The sequence below is a fragment of the Aeromonas sp. 130281 genome (assembly GCF_056642115.1).
On record NZ_JBWVQS010000006.1, the window covers coordinates 133,289 to 150,138 of the forward strand.

Sequence of the window (16,850 nt, forward strand, 5' to 3'; positions counted from 1 at the left end):
GGTGGATAGCGGCAAGCCACCCGTGGGGTGGCTTGCCAATCATATGACGTCACGGGCGCCATGGGGCGCGCCCCGTCAGAGACTGTGCTCGGTGCGGGCGATGATATCATCTTGCGCATCCGGGGATAAGGCGGTGAAGAAGGCCGAATAGCCGGCCACCCGTACCACCAGATCCCGGTACTGATCCGGATTGGCCTTGGCCGCCAGCAGGGTTTCGCGCGAGACGATGTTGTACTGGACGTGCCACCCCTTGTGCACCTCGAAGAAGGTGCGCAGCAGGCTCATCAGCTTGGTTTTGTCCCGCTCGTTCTCAAGGCTGGCCGGACTCAGCTTCTGGTTGAGCAGCACCCCGCCGAGGATCGCCGCCGTGGGCAGCTTGCCGATGGAGTTGAACACCGCCGTTGGGCCGAGACGATCCGACCCCGAGGAGGGGCTGGCCCCTTCCGCCAGCGGCGTGCGGGCACGGCGACCATCCGGGGTGGCCATGGTGGCGGCACCGAACGGCACGTTGGCTGAGATGGAGGAGGTGCCGGCATAGTAGGTACCGCCGATGGGGCCGCGCCCGAAGCGGGTGTTGTGCAGCCCCTTGAGCTCGTCGATGTAGCTCTGGTAGGCCTGCACCAGCAGCATATCTACCTCGTCCAGATCGTTGCCATATTTGGGGGCGGCGTTGGTGAGGCGCTGACGTAGCTGCTCCCCCGCCAGCCCGGCAAAGTCTTGCTCCAGGGCGGCGGCCAGCTCGTGCTGATCCACCGCACCCTGTTCGAACACCAGTTTCTTCAGGGCAGCCAGACTGTTGCCCAGGTTGGCGATCCCCACCTGCAGACCGGAGACCCAGTCATAGACGGCGCCCCCCTCCTTGATGGTCTTGCCGCGCTCGATGCAGTCATCTACCAGAGTGCTGCAGAGGATGTCGTGGGCCTGCGCCTCCAGCACGCTGTCGACCACGCAGTCGATTTCGATGGATTTGCGGGTGAAGTAGCGCACCTGCTCATCCCAGCGGGCCATCACCTCGTCAAAGTTGCCAAAGCTCCCGTCTCGCAGCGATTGGGGCTGGGGCAGGAACACCTTGCCGGTGGTGGCATCGCGGCCGCCATCGAGGGAGGCCAGCAGGATGCGGGCGAAGTTGATAAAGCTCATGCCGGTGCAGCGGTAGCCCCACTTGCCGGGCACGGCGGTCTCGATGCAACCGATGGCGGCGTAGTGGTGGGCATCCTCCACGCTCACCCCGAGCTTGATGAACTCGGGGATCACCACCTCGTCGTTGTTGAAGGCGGGCATGCCAAAGCCGCAGCGGATCACCTGAATGCAGGCGTCGAGGAAATCCTCGCTCATCCCGGCGTGGTAGCGCACCGAGAGGTTGGGCTGGGTAGAGCACAGCTGGCCGCAGGACTCCAGAATCGCGTAGGAGAGGCCGTTGACCGCGTCATGGGCCTTGCCATCCCGCCAGTTCTGGCCGCCAATGGTGACGTTTTGATAGAGCGGGCTGCCGGCTGAGGCCTTGGAGTGGGTGCCGGAGCGGATCTTGTTCACCTCCAGCAGCTTGAGCCAGCACCCTTGCAACAGTTCGATGGCGCGCGTCCGAGGCAGAGATTCCGACAGCTCCACCTCGCGGCGATACCAGGGGTAGAGATATTGATCCATCCGGCCAAACGACACCGAGTGGCCGTTGGATTCGATCTGCAGAATGAGCTGGATAAAGTAGCAGAGTTGCAGCGCCTGCCAGAAGGTCTCGGGGGGCTGGTGGGCGATGTGGGCGCAGTTGAGTGCGATGGTTTCAAGCTCGCTTTGGCGCTCGGGGCGCGACTCCTGCGTGGCCATGTCACGGGCCATATTGCTGGCGAGAGTGGCGTAGCGCCCGATGTGATCGCTGACCGCCTCCAGGGTGATGGCGACGGCGTGCAGGAACTGCTCGCGCTGCAGATCGGCCCAGTCCGCCAGATCCAGCCGACTGCGCCGCTCGGCCACCTTGGCCTTGAAGCCATCGAGACCCAGCGTGAGCAGCTCCTCATAGTTGACCGCGAGGTGGGCATCCCCCGAGGTCATGTTGCCCTCTGCCTTGATAATGCCGCTCTCCAGCAGTGCTTTCTGCTCATCGGTAAAGAGGCCGAAGCAGCGATCCTGCACCGTCTGGCCGCGCCAGAAGGGGGTGAGGGCGTGGATGACCTCCTTGTCGGTTTCGCTGATCGCAAAACCGGCACCGGGGCGGTCTGCCAGCTCGTCGATCTCCTTCTCAATCCAGCTCACCGTGTATTCGGGAAACAGCGGTGCCGCCCGCACCTGACTGGCCTGATTGCCGACGATAAGCTCGTCGTGCTTGATCCAGATGGTGCGCTGCTTGAGGTGATGAGCCAGTGCCAGGGCGCGGCGCACCGGTAGCGGGCGGGCGAGATGAGCCTGATAGGCCTCGGTGTAGTGGCGGGCACGCTCGGTGCAAACCGGTGGCTGAACGATGTGGATCAGGCTCTCTTTATGGGCGCGGATCCGCGGGCTGAGGGTATTGAGGTCGAGCTGGGTCATGATCTTATCCTCTGGTCACAGGGGTCAGCCCCTGACGTTGGGCGTATGCGTGGGCAAAGCGGAGTAAATCGGGGTCGTCGAGCGGTGTGTCCGGCGCCTGATAGGGCAGATCCAGCAGGGCATATTTGCCCATCCCCAAGGTGTGGTAGGGGAGGAAGTGGATCTCCTGCACAGTGCCGAGGCTGGCGGCGGTGTCGGTGATGGCTTCGATCGATTCGCGGTCGGCATTGAAGCCGGGAATGAGCGGCACCCGGATCTGCATCGGCACGCCGTGCTCGGCGAGGCGTTTGAGGTTCGCGATGGGCAGCTCCACCTTGCCGCGGGTCCAGTGGAAGAAACGCTCTTTATCCACGTGTTTGAGATCCGCCAGTACCAGATCCAGTGAGGGGAGGCTTGACTCAATCTGGTGCCAGGGCACATGGAGGCAGCTCTCGACCGCGGTGTGCAGCCCTTGTGCCTTGCAGCGGGCCAGCAGGGCGGCGGCAAAGTCGGGCTGCATAAACGGCTCGCCACCGGAGAGGGTGACGCCACCGCCGCTGCGCTCGAAGAAGGGGCGATCCCGCAGTATGGTGTCCATCAGGGTATCCAGGGTTTCATCCCGGCCGCACACCTGCAGCGCTTCGCTCGGGCAGAGACCGCGCAGCCGTTCCATATCTTCGGCCTTGAGGGCTGAACGGGTGAGCTGGATCCCCTCGCTGTCACGCAAGATTGCCGGACAGGTCTGGCTGCAGAGCTGGCATCCCTCAATGCATTGGCGCCGGTCGAGTAAGATGTCCGGCTTGGGAGAGCGGCTCTCCGGGTTTTGACACCACAGACAGGCCAGCGAACACCCCTTGAGAAATACCAGGGTGCGAATGCCGGGGCCATCGTGAGTTGAATATCGTTGCAGGTCGAAAATCATACCGCCTCCTTTTGTTTTTCATTCTATTTGCTTTCATTCGAATGTTGGTTTGATTTCGATCAAGTAATTTGCAGATGTTTTATCGCTAGAATGGCGACATATTGAACATCCCATTAAGGAGTTAGAGATGGAGCTGTATCTCGATACCGCCGATGTGGCGGCAGTGCGTCGCTGGTCACGGATCCTGCCGTTGGCCGGTGTTACCACCAATCCTTCCATTACTGCCGCCGGGGGATTGCCGCTCTACGAGCTGCTGCCCGCCCTGCGCGACGTGCTGGGACCCAAGGCGCGACTGTTTGCCCAGGTGATGGCCAAAACCGAAACCGAGATGGTGCGCGAGGCATTTGCCCTGCGTGAGCTGGACCCGGATCTGGTGATCAAGATCCCGGTATGCGCAGAGGGGCTGGCAGCCATCAAGAGCCTGACCGCCAACGGCGTGCCGACCCTGGGGACAGCTGTCTATACCCCGTTGCAAGGCTGGCTGGCGGCGGTGGCGGGCGTAGAATATGTCGCTCCCTATGTGAACCGGCTGGATGCCCAGGGGGGTGATGGCATTGCCACCGTGCAGGAGCTGCAACAGCTGCTTGAGCTGCATGCACCGAACAGCAAGGTGCTGGCGGCGTCATTCCGCACTCCCCGTCAGGCCCTTGACTGCCTGCTGGCCGGTTGTCAATCCATCACCCTACCGCTCGATGTGGCGGAGCAGCTGCTGAACGTGCCTGCGGTGGATGCGGCGCTGGTGAAGTTTGATCAGGATTGGCAGCGCGCCTTCGGCCGCTGATTGCCTTACCGTAGTGATACATGGGGGAGGGTGAAGAGGCGCGGGTGATGGGGATTGACCGACTAGACTTGGAAGAGGTGGCCACCTTCGCTGGCCGCCTTGCTGTCTACCGGAGGTATCCCATGAGCGACCATACCCTGCTGCCCCATGGTGAGGATCTGCGCCGCGCCGTACGCTGGCTCAGCGAACACCATGAACACGACATCCGGGCCATCGAGGAGGCCTGCGTCCGCTTCGATCTCTCCCCGCTGGATGAGGAGTTCCTCCTCCGTTATTGCCGCGAGCAGGCACCGGAGTCCCAGGTTCGCTAGACGAAGTTGGCCAGGTTGATGCCAAACTCCTTGGGATCGACCGTGCTCTCTATGCTCTCCTGCCCCCCGTTTCTGGCTAGATCCAGCCACTGTACCTCGAGGTAGTGGCGCTGGGTGGCGTGATAGATCACCTTGACCAGCGGCTTGAGCGGCTGCTGTTCGTTGCGCTGCATCACGACCGCCAGCCGCTGGTTGGAGAGCTGCACCAGGGTGCCCACCGGATAGACCCCCATGCACTTGATGAACTTGGTGACCAGCTCGGCATCAAAGTGCTGGTTGATGCCTTTGAGCAGGATGCGAAACGCCTGGGTCGGCTGCATCCCCTGCTTGTAGACCCTGTCTGCCGTCACCGCATCGTAGACATCGACGATGCCACTCATGCGGGTGTAGAGGGAGAGCTGATCCCCCTTGAGCCGCTGCGGATAGCCGGTGCCATCGAGGCGCTCGTGGTGGTTGGCGGCCACCTCCAGCATGGTGGGGGTGATGCCGGCGGTATTGCTGAGGATGTCGTAGCTGTGCACCACGTGCTGGCGCATCACGCCAAACTCCTCGTCGGTCAGCTTGCCCGGCTTGTTGAGCACCTCGTCCGGGGTCATGATCTTGCCCACGTCGTGGAGCAGGCCACCCAGGGTCAGCTCCTTGAGCACGCTGCGCTCAAGCCCCAGATAACGGCCGAAGTTGGCGAGCAGTATGGCCACGTTCATGGAGTGTTCCATCAGGTAGGCATCCTTGGCCCGGATCCGCGCCAGACAGAGCATGGCGTCGCCATGGGTGAACATGGTGTCCACCATCTCCTCGGCGACCGCCGCCAGCGGGGTGATGTCGATGGGTTCCCCGGCCTTGAGGTGGCGAATGAACTTGCCCTGCAGCTCGCGCGCCTCCTGATAGAGACGGCGGATCTTGAGCTCGCGCCCTTCGCCACTGCCTGCGGGACGCGCCGAGCCGGCGCTTTGGGCTGGGCTCGGGGAGACGACCTGCTCGATCCCGGGCAGTTTGCTGCGGGCGAGATCCACCCGCACCGTCAGCACGCCGCGCCGGATCAGCGCATCCACCTGCTGACGGTTGGTCACCAGCCCCGTCTGGGCGATTTCCATGGCGCCGGTCTGGCTGGCGATGGCTATCACGTACATGCCAGGTTGCAACTGGTTGACGGGGATGACGGGATGAGGCTGAGTCGGCTTCATGGTGGCTTCCTGGGATTATTATTATGCGTGTTGTCGGCGCTCTGTCGGCAGTCTATCACTGGCACATCATGGCGTCAGGCGCCATCTGCCTAACTTCTCCCTTAGTGCTGGCGTTGTGGGGGCCGGCCTATATAATGACGCCCCTTGATAACGTTGGATTCCGAGGTTTTGTGCATGCGGCTCGATAAATTTCTTTGCGATTGCTCCGATTTGACCCGTTCCCAGGCGGGCAAGCTGATCCGTCAGGGGGAGGTGATGGTGGACGGTATCCTGGTCAAGCAGCCCGCCTTCCACATCAATGAGCAGAGCCTGATCGAGTTTGATGGCGTGACTTTGACCCTGAATCAGCAGAATCGCTACTTCATGCTGCACAAGCCGGAAGGCTACGTCTGCTCCAACGAGGATCCCGATCACGCTACCGTCTTCCACCTGCTGGATGAGCCCGCCATGGGCAAGCTGCACGTGGTGGGCCGGCTCGATCTCGACACCACAGGCCTGGTGCTGATCACCGACGACGGCAAGTGGTCCCACCGCATCACCTCGCCGCGGCACGAGTGTGCCAAGACCTATCATGTCTGGCTGGCCGACCCCGTGAGCGAGGATGCCATCTCGCTGTTTGAAGACGGTGTCTACCTGCGCAACGAGACCGACAAGACCCGTCCCGCCCAGCTGGAGATCCTGGGGGAGTGCGAGGCCAGGTTGACCATTCACGAGGGCAAGTACCACCAGGTGAAGCGGATGTTTGCCGCCATCGGCAACAAGGTGATAGGGCTGCATCGGGAGCGGATCGGGGCGCTCGGCCTGGACGACGAGCTGGCACCGGGGGAATACCGGGAGCTGACCGCCGAGGAAGTGGCCCAGTTTTAATCACGCCATCCGACGGCGAAGGTTCGCAATGAGGTTACCGCGTCCGATTACGCCGCGACGCGGCTAATCGAACCGGCAGAACCAATTGAATTTGGTAGGTTCGAATAGCGAAGCGTATTCGGACGATCCTGAGGATTGGGCGCAGGTTGGCGCTGAGCGAAGCCCAGCATCAACCCCCGACTGACCCCGCTCCCAGTACCAGGGCCGTGCCCAGGGTGGCCAGCAGGGCGCCGGCCCAGGCGGGCAGGGCAGGGCGCACCCCCGAGTGCCACCACAGCAGGGGCAGCAGTATGACCGGGGTGGTGGAGGAGAGGATGGCCACCATGCCCACGTCCCCCTGGCGCAGGGCCACCAGGATGAGCGTCATCCCCAGGGCCATCGCCAGGAAGCCGTTGATGCCTATCATGCCAAGCACCTGGCGATTGATGGGGTTGTGCGGCATGGCCAGGGGCACCCTCAGCACCCGCAGGGCACAGTGCGCCAGCAGGGCGCTCCCCATGCGGATGCCGGAGGCGCTCACCGCGTCCACGTTGCCAGCCATCATCACCGGCTTGGCGATGATGGCTCCCAGGCTCTGACACAGGGCCGCGGTCAGGCCGAGCGCGATGCCGACTCCGAGGTGGCCGCGCACCTGTTCCCACTCGTTGTGCTGTTGCGCCTGCTGCGGGTTGCCACGGCGGCCGAACAGGATGGCGAGCATGACCCCCGCCAGTACCAGCAAGGCCCCCACCAGACGCCAGCCACCGAGTTGTTCGCCAAACAGCCAGAGCCCGAGCAGGGCGGAGAAGAGCGCGTGGCAGGAGAACAGCAAGCCGCTGCGCCTGGGCCCCAGCCGGTTCATGCAGGCAAATAGCGCGGTGTCACCGACGAAGATGCCGATGAGCCCCGACAACGTCAGCAGTGGCAGGGCGCTCTGGGTGAGGCTCTGCCAGCCCCCCGTGACCAGGCTGGCGCTGGCCAGCATCAGGCTGACCAGAAACATCCGCCAGCGGCTGTAGGCAAAGGCCCCCAGATGGCGTGCCGGTTTGACGGAAATCAGGGCGGCGACGGCCCATAAACTGGCGGCAGCCAGCGCCAGCCACTCATACCCCATAAAGACCCCTGAAACGGTAGAAATCAGCCGGGCTGATGCCTGCATCGAGCGCCATGGCGCCCTGACTGACCTTCATGCGAGGCGAGTCGAGGGGACCGTCAGGCGGTCTTGCGCACTCATGGCTGACAGTTGGGAAAAATCCCCTGAAAAAAATAGCCCGAAAGACTCCATCTGCCGGGCAAGCCCGATACAATACGGGGCGTCTTCGGGGATAACAAGCGCGGCATCATGCATTCGTTTTAAGGCGCGCCGCCGGCCTTCCCCCTTCTTGAAATAAAGTGAATTGAACGAGGTTGATCTCATGCTTTACCGTTTCGCCGCCCGGCCAGCCCGTCGCTGGCTCTCTCCCATGCTGCTCGGACTGATGCTGGCGCCGCCGTTGCAGGCGACCACAGTGGTGCAGCAGCCTGCGCTCTCTGACAGACAGACCCTGGTCAAGGGCAACGGCGCCGAACCCGAGTCCCTCGACCCTGCCCAGATCCGCTCCGGTTTCCCGGGGGAGGTGGTACTGGTGGACTTGTTCGAGGGGCTGGTCAGCGAGGATGGGCAGGGCAGGATAGTGCCGGCCCAGGCCCAGCGCTGGGAAACGCGCGAGGATGGCCTGGTGTGGCGCTTCTTCCTGCGTCCGCAGCTCAAGTGGTCCAACGGCGAGCCACTCACCGCGCGGGATTTCGTCTACGCCTGGCGGCGTCTGCTGAGCCCGGCGCAGGCCTCGCCCTCCGCCGGTCTCTTGCTGGCGACCGGCATCAACAATGCCCAGTCCATCTATGCCGGTGCCCTCGATCTCGATGCCCTGGGGGTGGAGGCCGAGAGCGATCAGATCCTCAAGGTGACCCTGGAGCGGCCCGTGCCCTACTTCCTGCAGCTCATCAGCCAGCGCCCCTTCGTGCCGGTCAACGAGCGGGCCATCACCCAGTTTGGCAAGCAGTGGACCCAGCCTGGCAAGCTGGTCAGCAACGGCCCCTACCGGCTGGTGAACTGGGTGCCGAACGAGCGCATCGAAGCCGAGCGCAACCCCCAGTACTGGGATGATGCCCACACCCGGATCCAGCGGGTAACCTATCTGCCCCTGGCTTCCCAGCACGCGGAGCGGCTGCGCTACGAGGCGGGGGAGATCCAGCTCACCAACAAGGTGGCGCTGGAGTATTACCAGAAGACCATGGAAGAGACCCCGGAGCGGATCTGGGGCCTGCCGCTGCTGGGGACCTACCTCTATACCTTCAACCTGCGCCGTCCCGAGCTGCAGGATGTGCGGGTGCGTCAGGCGCTCTCCATGGCCATGGATCGCCGCCTGCTGACCGAGAAGGTGAGCGGCCAGGGGGAGCGGCCGGCCTGGTCCCTGCTGCCCGGCATGCCGGATTACGAAGAGCTGGGCTCTGCGCTGGCCCTGGAGGACATGCCGACCCGTCTGGCCAGGGCCGCCGCCCTGCTGACGGAGGCGGGCTACAACAGTGCCCACCCCCTCAAGCTGACGCTGACCTACAACACCTCTGAGAACCACAAGAAGCTGGCCCTGGCGGTCGCGGCCATGTGGAAGCCGCTGGGGGTGGAGGTCACCCTCAACAACATGGAGTGGAATGCCTATCAGGTGGCCAAGGACAGCGGTGACTTCATGCTGGCCCGCTCCTTCTTGTTTGGTGACTATGTCGAGCCCTCGTCCATGCTGGGCAGTTTCCGCTGTCAGGATCCCCAGAACGAGAGCGGCTACTGCAACCCGGCCTTCGACGGCCTGTTGCAACAGGCCGCTGACTCTCTGGATGGCGCCGCCCGAACCGGGCTCTACCGCAAGGCCGAGCAACTGCTGATGGAGGAGATGCCCGTCATCCCCGTCTATCACTACAACCAGATGAGGCTGGTGGACCCCGCCCTGCGCGGTCTGCCGAGCAGCAACCTGAAGGGGGCCATCGCCACCAAGGATCTCTACTTCAGCCAGCCATGAGGAGTGTGCGATGAAGATAGCCATCATTTCCGATCTGCACGGCAGCCTGCCTGCCCTGGAGCAGGTGCTGGCGCAGCTTGCCCCCTGGCAGCCGGATCACTATCTGTTGCTGGGGGATCTGCTCAACCACGGCCCGCGCAATCCGGTGCCGGCGGGTTATGAGCCTGCCGCCGTGGCGGCGCGGCTCAACCAGCTGGCCCCCCGGATCATGGCGGTGCGGGGCAACTGCGATTCCGAGGTGGATCAGATGCTGCTGCACTTCCCCATCACGGCCCCCTACAATCAGTTGCTGGTGGACGGGCGGCGCTGGTTCGTCAGCCATGGTCATCTCTATGATCCCGAGGCGGTGCCCTTGCCGGCGGGCAGCCTCTTCATCAGCGGCCATACCCATCTGCCCGTATTGCGACGAGAAGCGCGGCAAGAAGGGGAACTGGTGCTGGTGAACCCGGGCTCCATCTGTTTTCCGAGGGGAGAATGGGCGGCCAGCTATGGCCGGTATGAGGATGGCGTCATGAGCATTCATGCCTGCCGCGACGGGGCAAGGCTGATGGAACTGGTGCTCTGACTGCCGGGCATCAAGAGAAGGAAGGAGAGAGGATTAGGCCTTGATACCCAGGGAGCGGGTGCCGGAGCGGGTATTGCCCTTGGCGTCATAGGTCAGGGAGTTGCTGTCTCTGAGCTTGCTGAGAAAGCTCGCCAGGCGGCGATTGGAGATGATGCTGAGCTCGAGCAGCCGACCATTGAGGTTGTTCTGCTCCTGACAGGCTTCCAGCTTGGCTTGCAGGGCCTGTACCTGGGTCGGGAAGGCGCCGAGTTGTTGCTGCAGATCGGGCAGCTCGGCCAATGTCTTGTCCAGGGTCTCGATGGCCTCAAGCAGTTGCTGCTTGCGCTCGGCCAGCGCCGGCAAGGCCAGGGCCCGGTGTGCCTTGAGCAGGTCAAACTCCTCTGCCAGCAAACCTTGCATCTGGGAGAGGTTGTCGTCCTGGGCGTGCAGCAGCGAAGGCAGTTCCATCATCCCAGCCGTTTGTCCAGATCCGCTTCGAAGCTGAACATCTTCCTGGCCACGGCTTCGCTGTTGACCTTGTATTCCCCACTGGCCACGGCCTTCTTCAGGCTTTCGACGCGGCTCTCGTTACCGGTGGAGGCGGTGTTGAGGGTCTTCTGCATCTGTTGCAATTGCTGCGCCTCACTGGTCAAGGAGACAGAGTCGGTCTTGACGGTCGCCGCACGATTGCTCTCGGCAGAGGTCGCGGACTTGGTGGCTACACCTTGACTGGTCCCACTGTTTTGCAACCGGCTGTTTGCCAAGTTGTTGATATTGTTGATAGCCATACGGTTTACCTTCGTCTGCTTTGCTGTTCGCTTACCTGTTTATCGGTGACGGCGGTCAGAACTTTAGAAAAAAATTGCTGCATTAATAAAACAGTCAGAATGTGACCACCACAGAGCCGACGGCACTCACCTGGCCCTGCACCGCTCTGCCCGAACGAATGTTGACGAGCCTGATCATGTCTCCGAAGCTGCCATCTTGCAAGGCTCGGGCCATGGTTTTGATCTGCATGCTGCTGTTTTCCGCACTCAGAGTGACCTGGTCCCCCTTGCAGACCACGCAGACCTGAGTCAGCCTGATTGGCTGGCCCGGCTTGAGTTCACGCTTGCTGCGCACCCCGATGAGGGCGGCGGGGTCGGTGAGATAGTCACCGCGGATCAGGGTCTGATCCTGGTAGGCCAGGGTCAGCATGGACTCGCTCAGTATGTCCCCCTTGGCCACGGGAGCCGCGACGGTCACATAGGGTTTCTGGATGCTGACCCGCACCGGGAGATAGAGATCCCAGGGTTTGTCTCCCTCGCACTTGAGGTAGACGGTGGTGTTGCGGCGTATCTCCATCTTGGCCGGGAGGGAGATAGTCAGCCCCTCTTCGCAGTGATTCAGGGGGAGGCGCTCATCTATGGTACCGGCGGTCACCTCGGCCTGGGCATCGAGGGGGACATCCAGCTGGTCGAGGACGAATGTCTGTGCCTGCTCCTGCAGATAGTCGGTCACCTCGGATGCCATGGCGTGAGAGAGGCTGCAAAACGGCAGTAAGATGAGGAAAAGTCTATTAATCATTTTTGCTTACCGGTCGATAAGTTGTTCACGTACACCATCGCAGTTAACTATGCTTGCTGCAGATTTCGGTTGTCGAGACATCGATAGTCTGATGCAAGCCAATGTGCATGCACACACAACATGCACGATCAGTGCCAAGCGTTTTTTAGGGAGTGTTTATGGCGAGTATTCTGGACTCGGTCAACCAACGGACCCAGCTGGTGGGACAAAACCGGTTGGAGCTGCTGCTGTTTCGTCTCAACGGACGTCAAAGATTTGGCATCAACGTATTCAAGGTACGTGAGGTGCTGCAGTGCCCTCCCTTGACCGTCATGCCCAAGCTCAACTCCTGCATTCGCGGTGTGGCGCACATTCGCGGCCAGACCATCTCGGTGATCGATCTCAGCATGGCGATGGGCAAGCGCCCCATCCAGGACATCTCCAAGTGCTTCATCATCATCTCCGAGTACAACAGATCCGTTCAGGGGTTCCTGGTCCATTCGGTCGAGCGCATCATCAACATGAACTGGGAGTCCATCCTGCCACCCCCCAAGGGCGCCGGTCGCATCAACTACATGACGGCGGTGACCGAGGTGGATGGCGAGCTGGTGGAGATCCTGGACGTGGAGCGCATTCTCAACGAGATCTCGCCGGTCTCCACCGAGGTGAGTGCCGAGCTGGTGGAAGCCAGCGTGGAGCGCAACCCCCACGGCCGTCCTGTGCTGGTCGCCGACGACTCTTCGGTGGCGCGCAAGCAGGTACAGCGGGCGCTGGAGGCCATCGGGGTGCAGTGCGTGCTGGCCAAGGATGGACGGGAGGCCCTCAACATGTTGCTGGAGATGGCCAAGCAGGGCCCCATCCTCGATCAGATTGCCCTGGTCATCTCCGACATCGAGATGCCGGAGATGGATGGCTACACCTTCACCGCCGAGATCCGCAACAATCCCAACCTCAAGGATTTGCATGTTATCCTGCACACATCCCTCAGTGGGGTGTTCAATCAGGCCATGGTGCAGAAAGTTGGTGCGAACAACTTCATAGCCAAATTCCAGCCTGATGAGTTGGCCAAGGCCGTACAAGGCGCCCTCTAATAAAGAAGAACAACTGCATGAAGACACTTTCGGACGACTTATACAGGCAATTCAGCAATTTTCTGGCGCAGCAGAGCGGCATAGTGCTGGGTGACAACAAACAGTATCTGGTCAAGAGCCGTCTGTCGCCCTTGATGACTCAGTTTGGTATCGAGAGTCTGTCTGAACTGGTGACCCGGGCGATGAACGTGCGCGAGCGGGAGCTCAAGATGGCCGTGGTCGATGCCATGACCACCAATGAAACCCTGTGGTTTCGCGATACCTACCCGTTCCAGCTGCTGAGTGACAAGATCTTCCCGGAGCTCGGCAAGAGTGGTCGTCCCATCAAGATCTGGTCTGCTGCCTCCTCCTCCGGGCAGGAGCCTTACTCCATCGCCATGACGGCGCTGGAGCAGCAGGTCAAACGCCCCGGCACCTTGCCGGGCGGGGTGCAGATAGTGGGGACCGACATCTCCAGCACCATGCTCAACCAGTGCAAGGAGGGGGTCTATGACAGCTTGGCACTGGCTCGCGGCCTGTCACCCGAGCGCAAGCGGCTGTTCTTTGAGCCCTGCGGCGACAACAAGATGCGGGTATCGGAGCGTGTCAGAAAATTGACCAGCTTCCGGCCCCTGAACCTGCTGGAGAGCTACAGCCTGCTCGGCAAGTTTGACATCATCTTCTGTCGCAACGTGCTCATCTACTTTGCGCCAGAGGTGAAGTCCAAGATCCTCAACCAGTTTGCCAGCAGCCTCAATCCTGGCGGCTATCTGATGCTGGGGGCCTCGGAGTCCCTGGCGGGCCTCACCGACAAGTTCGAGATGATCCGCTGCAACCCCGGCATCGTCTACAAGGTCAAATAACTCTCCCCTCGTCCCTCTTTGGCACACCTCTTGCTAAACATTCGTGAAGCAGGAGGTGCGCTATGGCAATTTCATTCGACAAGGCATTCGGTGTTCACCAGTACACGCTGAGCGTTCGCGCCAAGCGTGCGGAGGTGCTATCGAGCAACATCGCCAACGCGGATACGCCGGGCTTCAAGGCCCGTGACATCAACTTCTCCCAGGCGTTGCAGGATGCCCAGAGCCAGCAAGGGTTCGGGCTGTCCACCACCAGCGAGAAGCATTTCGCCTTGCAGATGGATGCCCCCGGGTCGACCCAGTATCGCAACCCCCTGCAACCGGATACAGGTGACGGCAATACGGTGGATGTGCAGCAGGAGCGCAGCGAGTTCCTGCGCAACAGCCTCGAGTACCAGGCCTCCCTCGAATTCATGAATGGCAAGATAAGCGGCCTGCTCAAGGCGTTGAAAGGAGATCAGTAATGAGTTTGTTCAAGGTCTTTGACATTGCAGGCTCTGCCATGAGCGCGCAGTCCGTCCGCCTCAATACGGTGGCCAGCAACATGGCCAACGCCGACAGCGTCAGCTCCAGCGTGGAAAAAACTTACCATGCCAGGCGGCCAGTCTTTGCCGCCCAGCTGGATCAGGCCATGTCGGACAAGCAGGCCTCGGTGGGGGTGGATGTGAAGGGCATAGTCGAGAGCGATGCGCCGCTGCTCAAGGAGTACAACCCCAACCACCCCATGGCGGACAAGGATGGCTTCATCTTCAAGCCCAACGTCAACATGGTGGAGGAGATGGCGGACATGATAGCGGCGTCGCGCAGTTACCAGACCAACGTCCAGGTGGCGGATGCGGCGAAGAAGATGCTGCAGCAGACGCTCGGCCTCGGCAAGTCCTGATAGAGGTGAACCCGGATGACAGTGATCAGTGACGGCCTGCATGGCCGCGACCATGGGTTCGACCCGTACGGCGCCCGGCAAACCCGGACAGAGGGGGAATCCTAAGTGGCAGATACCTATGACAGCCTGCTGGGGGTCAACCGGACGTCGTCCGCCCAGACCAATACCACCAACACCACGACCCAGAAGAAGGAGCTGGATCAGGAGTCCTTCCTGAAGCTGCTGACCATGCAGCTCTCCTACCAGGATCCGTTCAAGCCGGTGGACAACGCCCAGATGCTCTCCCAGATGACCTCGATGTCGACGTCCCAGGGGATCAGCAGCCTCTCCACCCAGATGGAGAGCCTCAACAGCCTGATGACTTCCAGCCAGGCGCTGCAGGCCTCGGCCCTGGTGGGCCAGAACGTGCTCATTCCCTCCAACACCGGTTATCTGGAGAAGGGGAGCACCCTCTCCGGCGTCATCGCCACCGGGGACGGTGGCAGCAACGTCAAGGTGACGGTGAAGGACGAAAGCGGTCAGGTGATCAAGGAGTTCTCCATCGAAGGGGATCAGAAGGGGAACGTGGCCTTCGAGTGGGATGGCAAGGACAAGTCGGGCAATGCCGCCAAGAGCGGGAAGTATTCGATAGAGGCGCACGCCACCGTCAATGGCAAGTCCGAGAGCGTGCCGGCCCTCACCTATGCCAAGGTGGAGAGCGTCACGCTGGGTACCAGCACCAACCCCAGCACCCTCAAGCTCAAGGGACTGGGTGGCATCTATCTGACCGATGTATTGGAAATTGGCGGGACGAACGGCAAGTCGACCACGACGCCGACCTCGACCTCTAACGCAGTGATCTAAGGAGAAAGACATGTCATTCAACAATGCCCTCAGCGGCATCAATGCGGCTCAAAAAGACCTGAACGTCACCGCGAACAACATTGCCAACGTCAACACCACCGGCTTCAAGGAGTCTCGCGCCGAGTTCGCCGACGTCTACGCCAACTCCATCTTCGTCAACGCCAAGACCCAGGTCGGCAACGGGGTGGCGACGGGGGCGGTGGCGCAGCAGTTCCACCAGGGGGCGCTGCAATTCACCAACAACGCGCTGGATCTCGCCATCCAGGGCAACGGCTTCTTCGTGACTTCCGATGGCCTGACCAACCTGGATCGCAGCTACACCCGCTCAGGCGCCTTCAAGCTCAACGAAAGCAGCTACATGGTCAGCAACTCCGGCGGTTACCTGCAGGGGTACGAGATCAACGCCGACGGCACCCCCAAGGCGGTGAGCATCAACGCCACCAAGCCCATCCAGATCCCGGACAGGGCCGGCGAGCCGGTCCAGACCTCCAAGATAGAGGCCAGCTTCAACCTGCCGTCCACCGCCTCGCCGCTGGCGGCGGGCAATGGCGCCGCCGATGCCTCCAAGTTCGATCCCAAGGATTCGAGCACCTACTCCTCCTCTACTTCCGTCGTGGTCTACGACTCCCTGGGGGAGCCGCACACCATCACCCAGTACTTCGTCAAGGAGGCGGATCCCGCGAACCTGACCCAGCCTGCGAGCCCGACGGCCTGGCGCATGTACATGTATGAAGGGGACAAGCCCATCGACGTCGTGGGCGGCACTGCCACCACCATGGCGACCGGCGTCAGCCAGGCCCCCCTGAGCGCCCGCGTCACCTTCGATGCCTCCGGCAAGATGCAGACCCCCACCACGCCGGCCATCATCAAGACCGAGCCGCTGGGCACCCCGGGCGCCGGTATCATCACCAATGGCGCCGATGGCACCCAGGAGATCGAGCTCAAGCTCGGCACAGTGACCCAGTACGCCTCGCCGTTCGAGGTCAACAAATTGACCCAGGATGGCTCTACCGTCGGCCGGTTGACCAAGGTCGAGATCGGGGCGGACGGCATAGTCTCGGCGACCTACAGCAACGCCACCACCGTCAAGGTGGCCATGGTGGCCATGGCCAAGTTCGCCAACTCCCAGGGTCTGACCCAGGTGGGGGACACCTCCTGGCGCCAGTCCCTGCTCTCCGGCGATGCCCTGCCGGGCACTCCGAACTCCGGCACCTTCGGCTCCATCAAGTCGTCGGCCCTGGAGCAGTCCAACGTGGACTTGACCACAGAGCTGGTGGACCTCATCACCGCCCAGCGCAACTTCCAGGCGAACTCCCGCTCCCTGGAAGTGAACAGCTCACTGCAGCAGAACATACTGCAGATCCGCTAAGGATTATCGCGGTGACAAGGGGCGCTCATGCGCCCCTTGTCGTTTCCGATGTGTCGCTTTTTCCTCCGCTGTTTCACCCTTCCCATATCTCTTGGCACTCAATTTGCAGTTGTCCTGCGAGAGTCATCTGTTTGACGGAG

At 61.9% G+C, this 16,850-nt stretch carries 18 protein-coding genes; 11 read left to right on the top strand and 7 right to left on the bottom strand.

What is annotated here, in order from left to right:
• Positions 1-75 precede the first annotated feature (75 nt).
• Together AC1IN8_RS16175 and AC1IN8_RS16180 are read right to left on the bottom strand one after the other, a co-directional pair.
• On the bottom strand, positions 76-2,520 hold the full coding sequence (locus tag AC1IN8_RS16175) for a formate C-acetyltransferase/glycerol dehydratase family glycyl radical enzyme (RefSeq protein ID WP_479759656.1): 2,445 nt from the start codon (positions 2,518-2,520) through the stop codon (positions 76-78).
• 4 nt (positions 2,521-2,524) lie between these two features.
• Positions 2,525-3,421, bottom strand: coding sequence for a glycyl-radical enzyme activating protein (locus AC1IN8_RS16180; RefSeq protein WP_479759658.1), 897 nt, complete (start codon positions 3,419-3,421; stop codon positions 2,525-2,527).
• Between the two features lie 127 nt (positions 3,422-3,548).
• Here AC1IN8_RS16180 and fsa point away from each other — a divergent pair, with 127 nt between their 5' ends.
• Positions 3,549-4,202, top strand: a complete 654-nt coding sequence (gene fsa / locus AC1IN8_RS16185; RefSeq protein WP_479759660.1) for a fructose-6-phosphate aldolase — start codon at positions 3,549-3,551, stop codon at positions 4,200-4,202.
• 122 nt (positions 4,203-4,324) lie between these two features.
• A complete protein-coding gene (locus AC1IN8_RS16190) occupies positions 4,325-4,513 on the top strand; it encodes a hypothetical protein (RefSeq protein ID WP_139434855.1) in 189 nt (62 codons plus the stop codon).
• On the opposite strand, the gene AC1IN8_RS16195 is transcribed toward AC1IN8_RS16190, so the two are convergent.
• Positions 4,510-5,697, bottom strand: coding sequence for an HD-GYP domain-containing protein (locus AC1IN8_RS16195; RefSeq protein ID WP_139434857.1), 1,188 nt, complete (start codon positions 5,695-5,697; stop codon positions 4,510-4,512). The genes AC1IN8_RS16190 and AC1IN8_RS16195 overlap by 4 nt on opposite strands.
• Before the next feature lie 174 nt (positions 5,698-5,871).
• On the opposite strand from AC1IN8_RS16195, the gene rsuA reads away from it, so the two are divergent.
• Positions 5,872-6,564 carry a 16S rRNA pseudouridine(516) synthase RsuA gene (gene rsuA / locus AC1IN8_RS16200; protein WP_106886353.1) on the top strand — a complete coding sequence of 231 codons (693 nt, stop codon included), beginning with the start codon at positions 5,872-5,874 and terminating at the stop codon, positions 6,562-6,564.
• Between the two features lie 169 nt (positions 6,565-6,733).
• On the opposite strand, the gene AC1IN8_RS16205 is transcribed toward rsuA, so the two are convergent.
• Positions 6,734-7,657: a DMT family transporter gene (locus AC1IN8_RS16205; protein WP_479759663.1), complete on the bottom strand. Its 924-nt coding sequence runs from the start codon at positions 7,655-7,657 to the stop codon at positions 6,734-6,736.
• A gap of 301 nt (positions 7,658-7,958) precedes the next feature.
• Between AC1IN8_RS16205 and AC1IN8_RS16210 the strand changes: the two genes are divergently transcribed.
• Together AC1IN8_RS16210 and yfcE are read left to right on the top strand one after the other, a co-directional pair.
• On the top strand, positions 7,959-9,596 hold the full coding sequence (locus tag AC1IN8_RS16210; RefSeq protein WP_139434861.1) for a peptide ABC transporter substrate-binding protein: 1,638 nt from the start codon (positions 7,959-7,961) through the stop codon (positions 9,594-9,596).
• Positions 9,597-9,606: 10 nt separating this feature from the next.
• Positions 9,607-10,161, top strand: a complete 555-nt coding sequence (gene yfcE, locus AC1IN8_RS16215) for a phosphodiesterase (protein ID WP_139434863.1) — start codon at positions 9,607-9,609, stop codon at positions 10,159-10,161.
• A gap of 33 nt (positions 10,162-10,194) precedes the next feature.
• Here yfcE and AC1IN8_RS16220 read toward each other — a convergent pair whose 3' ends face one another.
• From AC1IN8_RS16220 to flgA, 3 genes are all read right to left on the bottom strand, one after another.
• Positions 10,195-10,611: a flagella synthesis protein FlgN gene (locus AC1IN8_RS16220; protein ID WP_265436682.1), complete on the bottom strand. Its 417-nt coding sequence runs from the start codon at positions 10,609-10,611 to the stop codon at positions 10,195-10,197.
• Complete coding sequence (flgM, locus tag AC1IN8_RS16225; protein ID WP_025327542.1) at positions 10,608-10,928, bottom strand: flagellar biosynthesis anti-sigma factor FlgM; 321 nt, start codon at positions 10,926-10,928, stop codon at positions 10,608-10,610. Before flgM ends, AC1IN8_RS16220 begins: the two co-directional genes overlap by 4 nt.
• Positions 10,929-11,022: 94 nt before the next feature.
• Positions 11,023-11,628: a flagellar basal body P-ring formation chaperone FlgA gene (gene flgA / locus AC1IN8_RS16230; RefSeq protein ID WP_310650727.1), complete on the bottom strand. Its 606-nt coding sequence runs from the start codon at positions 11,626-11,628 to the stop codon at positions 11,023-11,025.
• A gap of 236 nt (positions 11,629-11,864) precedes the next feature.
• On the opposite strand from flgA, the gene AC1IN8_RS16235 reads away from it, so the two are divergent.
• The 6 genes from AC1IN8_RS16235 (at position 11,865) to flgE (ending at position 16,710) form a co-directional block, all read left to right on the top strand.
• Positions 11,865-12,776: a chemotaxis protein CheV gene (locus AC1IN8_RS16235; RefSeq protein ID WP_025327540.1), complete on the top strand. Its 912-nt coding sequence runs from the start codon at positions 11,865-11,867 to the stop codon at positions 12,774-12,776.
• A 17-nt stretch (positions 12,777-12,793) separates the two neighbouring features.
• Complete coding sequence (locus tag AC1IN8_RS16240; protein ID WP_005329773.1) at positions 12,794-13,618, top strand: CheR family methyltransferase; 825 nt, start codon at positions 12,794-12,796, stop codon at positions 13,616-13,618.
• 62 nt (positions 13,619-13,680) lie between these two features.
• Complete coding sequence (flgB, locus tag AC1IN8_RS16245; protein ID WP_005329774.1) at positions 13,681-14,079, top strand: flagellar basal body rod protein FlgB; 399 nt, start codon at positions 13,681-13,683, stop codon at positions 14,077-14,079.
• On the top strand, positions 14,079-14,498 hold the full coding sequence (gene flgC / locus AC1IN8_RS16250) for a flagellar basal body rod protein FlgC (protein WP_005329775.1): 420 nt from the start codon (positions 14,079-14,081) through the stop codon (positions 14,496-14,498). The genes flgB and flgC overlap by 1 nt, the downstream gene beginning before the upstream one ends.
• Before the next feature lie 105 nt (positions 14,499-14,603).
• Complete coding sequence (locus AC1IN8_RS16255; protein WP_265436679.1) at positions 14,604-15,341, top strand: flagellar hook assembly protein FlgD; 738 nt, start codon at positions 14,604-14,606, stop codon at positions 15,339-15,341.
• Between the two features lie 10 nt (positions 15,342-15,351).
• Positions 15,352-16,710: a flagellar hook protein FlgE gene (gene flgE, locus AC1IN8_RS16260; RefSeq protein ID WP_139434869.1), complete on the top strand. Its 1,359-nt coding sequence runs from the start codon at positions 15,352-15,354 to the stop codon at positions 16,708-16,710.
• Positions 16,711-16,850 lie beyond the last annotated feature (140 nt).